General features: G+C 71.7%; 8 protein-coding genes and 1 pseudogene. 5 read left to right on the forward strand and 4 right to left on the reverse strand.

Going from position 1 to position 13,063, the window contains the following annotated elements:
* Positions 1-10 precede the first annotated feature (10 nt).
* Complete coding sequence (locus ACGFYQ_RS25675; protein ID WP_393747680.1) at positions 11-2,272, forward strand: heavy metal translocating P-type ATPase; 2,262 nt, start codon at positions 11-13, stop codon at positions 2,270-2,272.
* 368 nt (positions 2,273-2,640) lie between these two features.
* Here ACGFYQ_RS25675 and ACGFYQ_RS25680 read toward each other — a convergent pair whose 3' ends face one another.
* Both ACGFYQ_RS25680 and ACGFYQ_RS25685 read right to left on the reverse strand, forming a co-directional pair.
* Positions 2,641-3,930 (reverse strand): citrate synthase, encoded by a 1,290-nt coding sequence (locus ACGFYQ_RS25680; RefSeq protein ID WP_393747682.1) that lies wholly within the window; start codon positions 3,928-3,930, stop codon positions 2,641-2,643.
* A 183-nt stretch (positions 3,931-4,113) separates the two neighbouring features.
* Complete coding sequence (locus tag ACGFYQ_RS25685) at positions 4,114-6,363, reverse strand: ATP-dependent RecD-like DNA helicase (protein ID WP_393747684.1); 2,250 nt, start codon at positions 6,361-6,363, stop codon at positions 4,114-4,116.
* 278 nt (positions 6,364-6,641) lie between these two features.
* Between ACGFYQ_RS25685 and ACGFYQ_RS25690 the strand changes: the two genes are divergently transcribed.
* Both ACGFYQ_RS25690 and ACGFYQ_RS25695 read left to right on the forward strand, forming a co-directional pair.
* On the forward strand, positions 6,642-7,214 hold the full coding sequence (locus ACGFYQ_RS25690) for a DUF937 domain-containing protein (RefSeq protein WP_393747686.1): 573 nt from the start codon (positions 6,642-6,644) through the stop codon (positions 7,212-7,214).
* 42 nt (positions 7,215-7,256) lie between these two features.
* Positions 7,257-7,769: pseudogene (locus tag ACGFYQ_RS25695) on the forward strand (GNAT family N-acetyltransferase); the annotation flags it as partial.
* Here the strand turns inward: ACGFYQ_RS25695 and ACGFYQ_RS25700 are convergent.
* Positions 7,720-8,661, reverse strand: coding sequence for an EamA family transporter (locus ACGFYQ_RS25700; protein WP_393747688.1), 942 nt, complete (start codon positions 8,659-8,661; stop codon positions 7,720-7,722). The pseudogene ACGFYQ_RS25695 and the gene ACGFYQ_RS25700 sit on opposite strands and share 50 nt — an antisense overlap.
* An 82-nt stretch (positions 8,662-8,743) precedes the next feature.
* On the opposite strand from ACGFYQ_RS25700, the gene ACGFYQ_RS25705 reads away from it, so the two are divergent.
* On the forward strand, positions 8,744-9,640 hold the full coding sequence (locus tag ACGFYQ_RS25705; RefSeq protein ID WP_393747693.1) for a LysR substrate-binding domain-containing protein: 897 nt from the start codon (positions 8,744-8,746) through the stop codon (positions 9,638-9,640).
* 114 nt (positions 9,641-9,754) lie between these two features.
* Entirely contained in the window at positions 9,755-11,575 is a 1,821-nt protein-coding gene (locus ACGFYQ_RS25710; RefSeq protein ID WP_393748088.1) for a glycoside hydrolase family 3 protein, read from the forward strand.
* A 28-nt stretch (positions 11,576-11,603) separates the two neighbouring features.
* On the opposite strand, the gene ACGFYQ_RS25715 is transcribed toward ACGFYQ_RS25710, so the two are convergent.
* Positions 11,604-13,037, reverse strand: coding sequence for an aminopeptidase (locus tag ACGFYQ_RS25715; RefSeq protein ID WP_393747695.1), 1,434 nt, complete (start codon positions 13,035-13,037; stop codon positions 11,604-11,606).
* Positions 13,038-13,063 lie beyond the last annotated feature (26 nt).

Below are 13,063 nucleotides of genomic sequence, written 5' to 3' on the forward strand. Positions count from 1 at the left end.
GAGCCGGAACATGACCAGTACAGTGCACGACGGACCCATAACGGCGGTCGAACTCTCCATCGGCGGGATGACCTGCGCCTCCTGCGCGGCCCGCATCGAGAAGAAGCTCAACCGGATGGACGGCGTCGACGCCACGGTGAACTTCGCCACCGAGAAGGCCCACGTCTCCTACACCGGGGACGTCCAGGTCGCCGACCTGATCGCCACCGTCGTCAAGACCGGATACACCGCCGAGGAACCCGCTCCCCCGGCGGCGGCCGAAGAGCCGGAGGGCGGCTCCCCGGACCCGGAGCTGGCCGCGCTGCGCGGGCGGCTGCTGGTCTCCGCCGCCCTCGCCCTGCCCGTCGTCCTGCTCTCCATGGTCCCGTCCCTCCAGTTCGACAACTGGCAGTGGCTCTCGCTGACCCTCGCCGCGCCCGTCGTCGTCTGGGGCGCCCTTCCCTTCCACAAGGCCGCCTGGACCAACGCCCGGCACGGCGCCGCCACCATGGACACCCTGGTCTCGGTCGGCACCCTCGCCGCCTTCGCCTGGTCCCTGTGGGCCCTGTTCTTCGGCCACGCCGGGATGCCGGGCATGCGGCACGGCTTCGCCCTCTTCACAGTTCAGGGGGGCACCGTCTCCCGTACCGACGGCTCCTCCGCCATCTACCTGGAGGTCGCGGCGGGCGTCGTCAGCTTCATCCTGCTCGGCCGCTACCTGGAGGCCCGCTCCAAGCGGAAGGCGGGCGCGGCACTGAAGGCCCTGCTGGAACTGGGCGCCAAGGACGTCGCCGTGCTGCGCGCGGGCAGGGAGGTCCGCATCCCGGTGAGCGCGCTCGCGGTCGGCGACCGCTTCGTCGTCCGCCCCGGCGAGAAGATCGCCACCGACGGCACGATCGTCGACGGGAGCTCCGCCGTGGACGCGTCCATGCTGACCGGCGAGTCCGTCCCCGTCGAGGTCACGATCGGCGACCCCGTCACCGGCGCCACCGTCAACGCGGCCGGACGCCTGGTCGTCGAGGCCACCCGGATCGGCGCCGACACCCAGCTCGCCCGGATGGCCAAGCTGGTCGAGGACGCGCAGAACGGCAAGGCCGAGGTCCAGCGCCTCGCCGACCGGATCTCCGCGGTCTTCGTACCCGTCGTCCTGCTGCTCGCGCTCGCCACCTGGGTCACCTGGCTGCTGATCACCGACAACCCCACCGCCGCGTTCACCGCCGCCGTGGCCGTACTGATCATCGCCTGCCCGTGCGCCCTCGGCCTGGCCACGCCGACCGCGCTCATGGTCGGCACCGGCCGGGGCGCGCAGCTCGGCATCCTGATCAAGGGCCCCGAGGTTCTGGAGTCCACCCGGCGCGTGGACACCGTCGTCCTGGACAAGACGGGCACCGTCACCACCGGCCGGATGACCCTCGCCGGCGTCTTCACCGCCGCGGGCACCGACGAGCGCGAACTCCTGCACCTCGCCGGATCCCTGGAGCACTCCTCGGAGCACCCGATCGCCCGGGCCGTCGCCGTCGCGGCGGCCGAGAAGGCCGGCGCCCTGCCGGTGCCCGAGAGCTTCGAGAACGTCGCCGGGCTCGGCGTCCAGGGAGTCGTCGACGGACACGCCGTCCTGGTGGGCCGCGAACAGCTGCTGGCCGACTGGTCGATCGAGCTGCCGGCCGAGCTCAAGGAGGTCAAGGCCGCGGCCGAGGCGGCGGGCAGTACCGCCGTCCTGGTGGCCTGGGACGGCGCGGCGCGCGGGGTGCTGACCGTGGCCGACGCGGTCAAGGAGACCAGCGCCGAGGCCGTCGCCCGGCTGCGGGCCCTGGGCCTCACCCCGGTCCTGCTGACCGGCGACAACAAGGCCGTCGCCGAGACGGTGGCCCGCGCGGTCGGCATCGACGAGGTGATCGCCGAGGTGCTCCCGCAGGACAAGGTGGACGTCGTACGCCGCCTCCAGGCGCAGGGCCGTACGGTCGCCATGGTCGGCGACGGGGTCAACGACGCGGCCGCGCTCGCCCAGGCCGACCTGGGCCTGGCCATGGGCACCGGCACGGACGCGGCCATCGAGGCGGGCGACCTGACCCTCGTACGGGGAGACCTGCGGGTGGCGGCGGACGCGATCCGGCTGTCCCGCCGGACCCTGGCCACCATCAAGGGCAACCTGTTCTGGGCCTTCGGCTACAACGTGGCGGCCCTGCCGCTGGCGGCCGCCGGACTGCTCAACCCGATGATCGCGGGCGCGGCCATGGCCTTCTCATCGGTCTTCGTGGTGACCAACAGCCTCCGGTTGAGGTCCTTCCGCTAACGGTTCGCCTTCGCATCGCACACACCACTTCTTCACACGAGACGCAGATCACAGTGATCGCAACGTAACCATCCGGGGTCGTCATGGGTCTAATGGGGCGATGCCAGGAACGTCTTGGGGGACGTTTCACGGAGGTCTTGGGGGACGTCCGGGGGCATCAGCCGGCCGGGACGCGTGCCCGCGGGAAGCTTTGAGCGGCCCTCCCGACCCGAACGCGGTCCCGGCAGACACCGACGCCCCGGCTCGGGTCCCGTGGGGGGAATCCGTTCCGGGGAAAGGAAAGCGCCCCGACCGTCGACCCGTGGGGGGATCGGCGGCGGGGCGCTTTTCGTATGTCTATGCGCGAGTGTCTGTGCGCGAGCCTCGGGTCAGCGGGACTCGACCGGGACGAAGTCGCGCAGGACCTCGCCGGTGTAGATCTGACGCGGGCGGCCGATGCGGGAACCCGGCTCCTTGATCATCTCGTGCCACTGGGCGATCCAGCCGGGGAGCCGGCCGATCGCGAAGAGCACGGTGAACATCTCGGTCGGGAAGCCCATGGCCCGGTAGATCAGGCCGGTGTAGAAGTCCACGTTCGGGTAGAGGTTGCGCTCGACGAAGTACTCGTCGGCCAGCGCGTGCTCTTCCAGCTTGAGCGCGATGTCCAGCAGCTCGTCGCTCTTGCCGAGCGCCGAGAGGACGTCGTGCGCCGCCGCCTTGATGATCTTCGCCCGGGGGTCGAAGCTCTTGTAGACGCGGTGTCCGAAGCCCATGAGGCGGACGCCGTCTTCCTTGTTCTTCACCTTGCGGATGAAGGCGTCGACGTCGCCGCCGTCGTTCTTGATGCCCTCGAGCATCTCCAGAACCGACTGGTTGGCGCCACCGTGCAGCGGGCCCCACAGGGCCGAGATGCCGGCGGAGATCGAGGCGAACATGTTCGCCTGCGAGGAGCCGACCAGACGCACGGTGGAGGTCGAACAGTTCTGCTCGTGGTCCGCGTGCAGGATCAGCAGCTTGTCGAGCGCCGAGACCACGACCGGGTCCAGGTCGTACTCCTGGGCCGGCACGGAGAAGGTCATGCGCAGGAAGTTCTCGACGTAGCCGAGGTCGTTGCGCGGGTAGACCACCGGGTGGCCGACCGACTTCTTGTACGCGTACGCCGCGATCGTCGGGAGCTTGGCCAGCAGCCGGATCGTCGAGAGGTGGCGCTGCTTCTCGTCGAACGGGTTGTGGCTGTCCTGGTAGAACGTCGACAGCGCGCTGACCACGGAGGACAGCATCGCCATCGGGTGCGCGTCGCGCGGGAAGCCGTCGTAGAAGCGCTTCACGTCCTCGTGCAGCAGCGTGTGCTGGGTGATCTCGTTGCGGAAAGACGCGAGCTGGTCGACGGTCGGCAGCTCACCGTTGATCAGCAGGTACGCGACCTCGATGAAGGTCGAACGCTCGGCCAGCTGCTCGATCGGGTAACCGCGGTAGCGCAGGATGCCCTGCTCACCGTCGAGGTAGGTAATCGCGGACTTGTAGGCCGCGGTGTTGCCGTAGCCACTGTCCAAGGTGACGAGCCCGGTCTGGGCCCGCAGCTTCGAGATGTCGAAGCCCTGGTCACCGACGGTGCTCTCGACCACCGGGTAGGTGTATTCACCGTCCGCGTACCGGAGTACTACAGAGTTGTCGCTCACGTCATCCCTCACCGACGTAGTGCCTCTTCTTCGAGGTGCCCTGACTGCCTCTACCTTCCCCCATTTGGCGCAGGAGAGTGCACTCGGGGTCGGCGTTTGGTCCATTTGACGGCACTGAGTGCCTTCAAGCTGCTCATCCTGCCCCCTCCGCACCTCTTGTCGGAACCCCAAATGATCGATCATTTAGGTGATGTTTCCCACCGGTATCCGGCCGGACAGCCTGGGGGCGACCGCCGTATACCTCCTGCCTGCGGAAACGGTACGCACAGCCTGGCCGAGGGCCTTGCGGGACCCGACGAGGACAACCAGTTTCTTCGCCCTGGTCACCGCCGTGTAGAGAAGATTTCGCTGGAGCATCATCCAAGCGCCGGTGGTGACCGGGATCACCACGGCGGGGTACTCGCTCCCCTGGGAGCGGTGGATGGTGACGGCGTACGCGTGCGCCAGCTCGTCTAGCTCCGTGAACTCGTAGCCGATCTCCTCGTCCTCCTCCGTCCGCACCGTCAGGCGCTGTTCGTCCAGGTCGAGGCCGGTGACCACGCCGACCGTGCCGTTGAAGACGCCGTTGGCCCCCTTCTCGTAGTTGTTCCGGATCTGGGTGACCTTGTCGCCCACCCGGAAGACGCGGCCGCCGAACCGCTTCTCCGGCAGGTTCGGCCGGGCCGGCGTAATGGCCTGCTGGAGCAGGCCGTTGAGGTTCCCGGCGCCCGCCGGGCCCCGGTGCATGGGCGCGAGCACCTGGATGTCCCGGCGCGGGTCCAGCCCGAAACGCGCCGGGATCCGGCGGGCCGCCACGTCCACGGCGAGCGCCCCGGCCGCCTCGGTGTCCTCTTCGGGGAAGAGGAAGAAGTCCGGCAGCCCGTCGGTGATGGGCGGCAGGCCGGTGTTGATCCGGTGGGCGTTGGTGACCACGCCCGACTGCTGGGCCTGCCGGAAGATCCGGGTCAGCCGGACCGCGGGCACCGGGCCGCCCTCGGCCAGCAGGTCGCGCAGCACCTCGCCCGCGCCGACCGAGGGCAGTTGGTCCACGTCCCCCACCAGCAGCAGGTGTGCACCCGGTGCCACGGCCTTGACCAGCTTGTTGGCCAGCAGCAGGTCCAGCATCGAGGCCTCGTCGACCACGACCAGGTCCGCGTCCAGCGGCCGCTCCCGGTCGTACGCCGCGTCCCCGCCCGGTTTGAGTTCCAGCAGCCGGTGCACCGTGGAAGCCTCGGCCCCGGTGAGCTCGGCCAGCCGCTTCGCCGCCCGCCCGGTGGGCGCGGCGAGCACCACCTTGGCCTTCTTGGCCCGGGCCAGCTCGACGATGGAGCGCACGGTGAAGGACTTCCCGCAGCCGGGCCCGCCGGTGAGGACGGCGACCCGGCGGGTCAGCGCCAGCTTGACCGCGTCCCGCTGCTCCGGGGCGAGCTCGGCCCCCGTCCGCCCGGCGAGCCAGCCGAGCGCCTTGTCCCAGTCCACGTCCTGGAAGCCGGGCATCCGGTCGTCCTCGGCGTACAGGAGCCGGCGTACCTGCCCGACCAGGGAGAGCTCGGCCCGGTGGAAGGGCACCAGGTACACGGCGGTCAGCGGGTCCGGACCGCCCTGGGGATCGGGTACGGGCTCCCGTACGACGCCCTCCGGGTCGGCGGCGAGCTCGGCCAGGCAGTCGATCACCAGCCCGGTGTCCACCTGGAGCAGCTTGACCCCGTCGGCGATGAGCCGGTCCTCGGGCAGGAAGCAGTGGCCCTGGTCGGTGGACTGGGACAGGGCGTACTGGAGCCCGGCCTTGACCCGCTCGGGGCTGTCGTGCGGGATCCCGACGGCCTGGGCGATGCGGTCGGCGGTGAGGAAGCCGATGCCCCACACGTCGGCGGCGAGCCGGTAGGGCTGGTTCTTCACCACCGAGATGGAGGCGTCGGCGTACTTCTTGTAGATGCGGACGGCGATGGAGGTGGAGACCCCGACGCCCTGCAGGAAGACCATGACCTCCTTGATGGCCTTCTGCTCCTCCCAGGCGGCGCCGATGAGCTTCGTCCGCTTGGGGCCGAGCCCGGGCACCTCGATCAGCCGCTTCGGCTCGGCCTCGATGACGTCGAGGGTGTCGGTGCCGAAGTGCTCCACGATCCGGTCGGCGATCTTCGGGCCGATGCCCTTGATCAGACCGGAGCCCAGGTAGCGGCGTATGCCCTGGATGGTCGCCGGGAGGACGGTCCGGTAGTTCTCCACCGTGAACTGCCTGCCGTACTGCGGGTGGGAGCCCCAGCGGCCCTCCATGCGCAGCGATTCGCCGGGCTGGGCGCCCAGCAGTGAGCCCACGACCGTGAGGAGGTCGCCGCCGCCACGGCCGGTGTCGACGCGGGCGACCGTGTACCCGCTCTCCTCGTTGGCGTAGGTGATGCGTTCGAGCACCCCCTCGACCACCGCCAGTTGTACCGCCGTCCCGTTGGTTGCCATGGCACGAAGCTACCGTTCGGCGCCGACAACGCGTCAGGCCTGTGGACGGCACCGGGAGACCAGAAAGGGGTCCAGCCTCGCGGCCGGACCCCTATCACGGTTACCCCTCCCGTGTCGGACTTCCCGATCCCCCCAGATCCCCTCCCGGAAGTGCCGACGCACCCCATACGACTCGCGATTCCCGCGAGGGGTTGCACTCGGATCCACAGCTTTGCTTTTCCGTTACCCAACGCCTACTCAAGGTGCCGGCGAATCGGCACAGAAGTAGCGTTTCCGGCATGAGTGAATCTTCCTTCGAGGACGACGTGATCACTGAGCTCGGCGACGACAAGCTGACGGAGATCGCGGGACTGCTCGGCACCGACACCGACGGCGCCCGCGCGACCGTGGCGGAAACCGTCGGCGCGATGTCCGGCGACCTCCAGCAGAAGGCCGGCGCCGATGACGACGACGGCGTGGAGGTGCGCCAGGCCTTCGCGGAGGTGACCGAAGCGCCGCCGCAGGGCGTGGCCACGCTCGGCGGCGGCCTCGGCGGCCTGCTCGGCGGCGGGATGATGGCCGGGGTGCTCGCCAAGGTGAGCAAGCCCGTCGCCAACGCCGTCTCGAAGAAGACCGGCATCCCCGCCCCCACCATCAGCCGCGTCATCGAGATGCTGATCCCGGTGCTGCTGGCCGTCCTCGCCAAGCGCGCGGCCGCCGGCAAGGGCGCGGGCTCCCCGACGGCGGGCGCCCCGACCGCGGGCGCCGCACCCACTCCCGGCGCGGCCCCCGGCTCTGCCCCCGGCTCGGCGCCCTCGACGGGCTTCGACCTCGGCGAGCTGCTCGGCCAGATCATGGGCGGCAAGAAGTAGCCCGTCCGGGGGCCCTCGGCCATCCGGGCCCCCTAGAGTTGCCCCATGGCTGAGAGCGTGCGGCTGCGGGACCCGGAACCGGGTGACCTGGGGTGGATCGTGCAGCGCCACGGCGCGCTGTACGCCTCCGAGTACGGCTGGAACACCGACTTCGAGGGCCTGGTGGCCCGGATCGTCGCGGACTTCGCCGAGGACCACGACCCGTACCTGGAACGCGTCTGGATCGCCGAGCTGGACGGCCGCCCGGTCGGCTCGGTGATGTGCGTCCGCGAGGACGGCGCGCCCGGCACCGCCCGGCTGCGGCTGCTCCTGGTCGAACCGGAGGGGCGCGGCCGCGGCGTCGGCTCCCTGCTCGTCGACACGGTCGTCGACTTCGCCCGCTCGGTCGGCTACCGCGAGCTGGTGCTGTGGACCAACGACGTGCTGACCGACGCCCGCGCGCTCTACCTGCGGGCCGGCTTCACCCTGGTCGCCGAACGCCCGCACCGCTCGTACGGCGTCACCCTCACGGGGCAGGACTGGCGGCTGCCGCTGCAGGAGGGCTCCCCGCGCTGACGCCCCGCCCCGAACCGACCCCCGTACGGTTCGAGGCGCGCGCCGGGGCCAGCGAGGTGAGGGCCACCCCGCCGACCAGGAGTACGGCCGCCAGCCAGCGCGGTCCCGAGACGGACTCCCCCAGCACCAGGGCCGCCGAGGACATCCCGAACACCGGGACCAGCAGCGAGAACGGCGCCACCGAGGAAGCCGGGTAGCGGCGCAGCAGGTAGCCCCAGGCGCCGAAGCCGAAGACGGTGGACACCCAGGCCACGTAGCCGATGACGGCCGCCCCGGACCAGTCCAGGGACCGCAGCGCGGCCAGGTCCCGCCCGGGCCCCTCCAGCAGCAGCGAGAGCGCGAACAGCGGCAGCACCGGGACCGTGCACACCCACACCATGAAGTTCAGCGCGTCGGGCGGGGAGGCCTTGCGGGTCAGCACGTTGGAGACGCCCCAGCAGGCGGCGGCCGCGACGACCAGCGTGAAGCCGAGCACCGGCCCGGAGGTGCCCCCGTCCACGGCGGCCACCCCGATCCCGGCGAGCGCCACGCCCATGCCCAGCACCCGTACCCGGCCGGGCCGTTCGCGCAGCACGACCGCGGCGAGGACGGCGGTGAAGACCGCCTGGATCTGCAGGACGAGGGAGGACAGCCCGGCCGGCATCCCGGCTGCCATGCCGGTGAACAGCAGGCCGAACTTGGCGATGCCGAGGGCCACGCCCACCCCGATGATCCACTTCCAGGCGACCTTGGGGCGGCCGACGAAGAACACGGCGGGCAGCGCGGCGACGAGGAAGCGCAGGGCGGACAGGAGCAGTGGCGGGAAGTGGCCGAGTCCGATCTCGATGACGACGAAGTTGAAGCCCCAGACGGCGGCGACGAGCACGGCGAGTGCGGTGTGTACGGGACGCATGGTCCGAGCATCGGCGTCCCGATCGTGTAGCACCAGCGCGGATCTCTTTCGGGATGGATGAAGCACTGCTTACGATTGGCGCATGCTCGACCTGTCCCGGCTGCGCGCCCTGCACGCCGTCTCCGTCCACGGCTCGGTCGCCGGCGCCGCGGCCGCCCTCGGCTACACCCCCTCCGCGGTCTCGCAGCAGATCTCCAAGCTGGAGCGGGAGACCCGCACCACCCTGCTGGAGCGGCGCGGGCGCGGGGTCGCGCTCACCGAGGAGGCCCGCCATCTGGCGGACACGGCCCAGGAGTTGCTGGCGATCGTGGAGCGCGCGGAGACCACCCTGGAGGAGCGGCGCGGGCAGCCGAGCGGGCTGCTGACGGTGGCCGCGTTCGCCTCCGCGGCGCGCGGGCTGCTGCCGGGGGTGCTGGCCGATCTGGCCCGCCGTCATCCGGCGCTCGACGTCCGCCTCACCGAGGTGGACCCGCACCTGTCGGTGGACCTGGTGGCCCGGGGCGTGACCGACCTGGCCGTGGCCCACGACTGGGACATCGCGCCGCTGCCGGCCCCCGAGGGGGTCGAGCAGGCGGTGATCGGGGACGACCTCTGCGATCTGGTGGTGCCGGCCGGGCATCCGTTCACCGCTCGGCAGGTCGTCCGCCGCTCCGACCTCGGCGGCCAGCGCTGGGTGTGCCAGCCGCCCGGACGGGTATGCCACGACTGGCTGATGCGGACCCTGCGCACGGCCGGTTTCGAGCCCGACATCGCGCACGTGGCGGAGGAGAACCACACCATCGTCGCCCTGGTCGCGGCCGGGCTCGGGGTGGCCGTGGTGCCCCGGCTGGGCACCGGCGGGCTGCCGCCGGGCGCGGTGGCCGTGCCGCTGGAGCCCGGCCCCGTACGCCGGTTGTACGCGCTGTGGCGGACCGGTGCCGCCCGCCGCCCCGCGATCACCGAGGCCGTGCGGACCTTGCAGGAGCACTGGACCGCGTGACGCGTCATCCGGGGGACCTCCCGAGTGTCCGGGCCCCGTGGGGCGCGGCCCGGCAGTAGGGTCCGGCGCGTGCCGTACCACGCCTCCCGCCGGACCCTGCTCGCCGCGGCCGCCATGGCCGCCGTCACGGCCGGCGCCACGGGCGCCCGCCGGGCCCCCGGCCCGCTCCCGCCCGGCCGCGTGCCCGACGCGCCGCTGCGCCGCCTCGTGGAGCGGATGAGCCTCGCCGAGAAGGTCGGGCAGCTCTTCGTCTCCCGGGTGTACGGGCACGCGGCGACCGACCCCGACCCGGCGGACGCCGAGAAGAACCAGGAGCTGTTCGGGGTGCGCACCGCGGCCGAGGTGGTCTCCCGCTACCACCTCGGCGGGATCATCTACTTCGCCTGGGCGCACAACACCCGCACCCCGCACCAGATCGCCGCGCTGTCGGCCGGGCTCCAGCAGGCCGCCCTCGCCACCGGCCCCGGGATCCCGCTGCTGCTCTCCACCGACCAGGAGCACGGCATCATCGCCCGCATCGGCAAGCCCGCGACGCTGTTCCCGGGGGCGATGGCGCTCGGAGCGCAGCACAGGGCGACCGGTTCCGCCGCCGACGCCCGCCGGGCCGCGCGCATCGCGGGGGCCGAGCTGGCGGCCATGGGCATCCGGCAGGACTACGCGCCGGTGGCCGACGTGAACGTGAACCCGGCCAATCCGGTGATCGGCGTACGGTCCTTCGGCGCCGACCCGGGCTCGGTGGCGGAGCTCGTCGCCGCCCAGGTCCGCGGCTACCAGCGGGCCGGGGTCGCGGCCACCGCGAAGCACTTCCCGGGCCACGGCGACACGGAGACCGACAGCCATGTCGGGCTGCCGGTGATGCGGCACACCCGCGCCGTCTGGGAGGAGCTGGACGAGCCGCCGTTCCGGGCCGCGGTGGAGGCGGGCGTGGACGCGGTCATGACGGCGCACATCGTCTTCCCCGCCCTCGATCCCTCGGGGGACCCGGCGACCCTCTCCCGGCCGATCGTGACCGGGATCCTGCGCGAACGCCTGGGCTTCCGGGGGGTGGTGGTCACCGACGCGCTCGACATGGCCGGGGTCCGCCAGAAGTACGGGAACGAGCGCGTGCCGGTGCTGGCGCTGAAGGCGGGCTGCGACCAGCTGCTGAACCCGCCGGACCTGGGGCTCGCGTACCGCAGCGTGCTGGCGGCCGTGGAGACGGGCGAACTGACGGAGGAGCGGATCGACGAGTCGGTGCTGCGGATCCTGGAACTGAAGGCGCGCCGCGGCCTGTTCGACGACGCGGACACCTCGGCGGGGGACATGGGCACCTCGGCCGGGGAGGTGGACATCTCGGAGGCGGGCATCTCGGCCGGGGACGCGGGCACCTCGGACGACCAGGTCGACGCCGTCGTCGGCGTCCCGGAGCACCTGGCGGCGGCGGACGAGATCGCGGCCGCCACGACGACCCTGCTGGCCAATCCGGCCGGGCTGCTGCCGCTGGACGCCGCGGCCGCGCCCCGGCTGCTGGTCACCGGGGCGGACCCGGTCTCCCCCAGCGGCACCACCGGGCCGCCTACCGCCGTCCTCGCCCGGGAACTGACCGCGCTGGGCTGCCGGGCCACGGCCCTGCCGCCCGCCCGCGCGGCGGCCGCGGCTCCCGGGCACGCGGCGGTGGTGGTGTGCACGTACAACGTCCTCGAAGGGGACGATCCGCAGCGCGCTCTGGTGGCCGGCCTGCTGGCCACCGGGGTGCCGGTGATCGCGGTGGCGATCCGCAACCCGTACGACTCGGCGCGGCTCCCGGCCTGCGCGGCGGAGGTGGCGACGTACTCCTGGACGGATGTGGAGATGCGGGCGGCGGCCCGGGTGCTCACCGGGGCGGTACGGCCCGCCGGCCGCCTCCCGGTGCCGGTCCCGGGCCGCTACCCGCTGGGCCACGGGCTGACGTACTAGGCGTCGGCCCGCGGCCCGGCAGAGCGTGTTACGGCCGCAGCTGCGACTCGCGCTCCAGGTCGTGCTGGTCGAGCTGCGCGTCCGGAGCCGCCAGCGGCGCCGCCTGCCGCGCGTCGGCGAGCGAGGCGGCCGGGGCCACCCCCGCCCACTGGAGGATCTTCGCGGTCGCGAGGGCCCTCTCCTCGTCCAGGAGCTTGGCGACGTTCGCGCCGTGGTTGGCGCCCGGCGCGATCATCACGTAGCTGTCGCGCACCCCGTAGCCGAGGTGGAACGGCTCGGCGCCCCACGGGTCGTTCTGCCCGTACACGAACAGCATCTGGTCGGCGTTCTTGCGGACCCAGTTGTCCACGTCCCGCATGGCCGCCGGCTGGAAGGTCATGGGGATGTCGCGGGGCACGAAGTTGCGCGGCGGCTGGTAGCCGTAGTGGCTCAGGCCGGCCAGGTGCGGCTGCTTGATGTTCGGGGAACCGAGCTGCGTGCCCGCCTGGTAGTAGTACGGGGTGTACGTCTCCAGGCCCTGGTCGGTGTAGGCGGAGAAGCCGGAGATCGCGTCGACCGTGTCCCAGATCTCCTGGTCGCTCGCGGTCGCGGCGGCCGGGATGGCGGCGCAGTCGGAGAGCAGGCTGTACTGCCAGAAGGCCCACACGTAGTCGAGCACGACGGCCTCGTAGGCCTTGTCGAGGTTGCCGACGGTGGTGAAGGTCCAGCCGTTCTCGGCGGCGGCGGCCGCGTACTTGGCCTCCAGCGGCTCGCGGCGCACCAGCGCCTCGCGCTGCACCGCTTTCAGCTTGTCGCGGCACTCCTTGGTGCCGACCTTGGCGAAGAACCGGTCGTAGGCCGAGTCCTCGTTGTTGACGACGTCGTTGGGCGCGACGTACGCGACGATGCCGTCCATGTCGCGCGGGTAGAAGCGCTCGTAGTACGTCGCCGTCATACCGCCCTTGCTGCCGCCCGTGGCCAGCCAGTTCTTGGTGTAGATCTTCTTCAGGGCGGTGAAGATGCGGTGCTGGTCACTGGCGGCCTGCCAGACGTCCAGGTTCGCCCAGTTGGCCGGGTCGGGCCGGGAGGGCGTGAAGAATCGATACTCCAGCGACACCTGGTTGCCGTCGACGATGGTCGTCGGCTCACTGCGGCGCGGGTTGGGGTTGACGTTGTAGCCGGAGGTGAAGAACACCGTCGGCCGCGAGACGTCCTTGTGCAGCAGGGTCATGCGCTGCTTGAAGGTGCCCTTCCACGGCTGCCGGTGGTCGACCGGCTGCTCGTAGTTCAGTACGAAGAAGCGGTAGCCGGGGTACGGCTTCTCCTCGATCAGGCTCATCCCCGGAATGCCGAGGATCTGGTCCTTGATGTCCGTCGCGGCCGCCGGCCCCGCGGCGGTGGCCGCTTGTGCCGTGAAGCCGGCCGCGCCCATGGTGCCGATCAGCACCACGAGCGACAGCAGCCATCCGAGCGTCTTGCGCATTCACCCTCCCCTTGAGTTCACTTCGG

The organism is Streptomyces sp. NPDC048258, from assembly GCF_043201995.1.
In the GTDB taxonomy this organism is placed as follows: domain Bacteria; phylum Actinomycetota; class Actinomycetes; order Streptomycetales; family Streptomycetaceae; genus Streptomyces.

Bases quoted from the DNA above. Each gene is read 5' to 3' on its own strand.
- ACGFYQ_RS25675 (WP_393747680.1), top strand. From the start codon at position 11: ATGACCAGTACAGTGCACGACGGACCCATAACGGCGGTCGAACTCTCC.
- ACGFYQ_RS25685 (WP_393747684.1), bottom strand. From the start codon at position 6,363: ATGGCAACCAACGGGACGGCGGTACAACTGGCGGTGGTCGAGGGGGTG.
- ACGFYQ_RS25690 (WP_393747686.1), top strand. From the start codon at position 6,642: ATGAGTGAATCTTCCTTCGAGGACGACGTGATCACTGAGCTCGGCGAC.
- ACGFYQ_RS25700 (WP_393747688.1), bottom strand. From the start codon at position 8,661: ATGCGTCCCGTACACACCGCACTCGCCGTGCTCGTCGCCGCCGTCTGG.
- ACGFYQ_RS25705 (WP_393747693.1), top strand. From the start codon at position 8,744: ATGCTCGACCTGTCCCGGCTGCGCGCCCTGCACGCCGTCTCCGTCCAC.
- ACGFYQ_RS25710 (WP_393748088.1), top strand. From the start codon at position 9,755: ATGGCCGCCGTCACGGCCGGCGCCACGGGCGCCCGCCGGGCCCCCGGC.
- ACGFYQ_RS25715 (WP_393747695.1), bottom strand. From the start codon at position 13,037: ATGCGCAAGACGCTCGGATGGCTGCTGTCGCTCGTGGTGCTGATCGGC.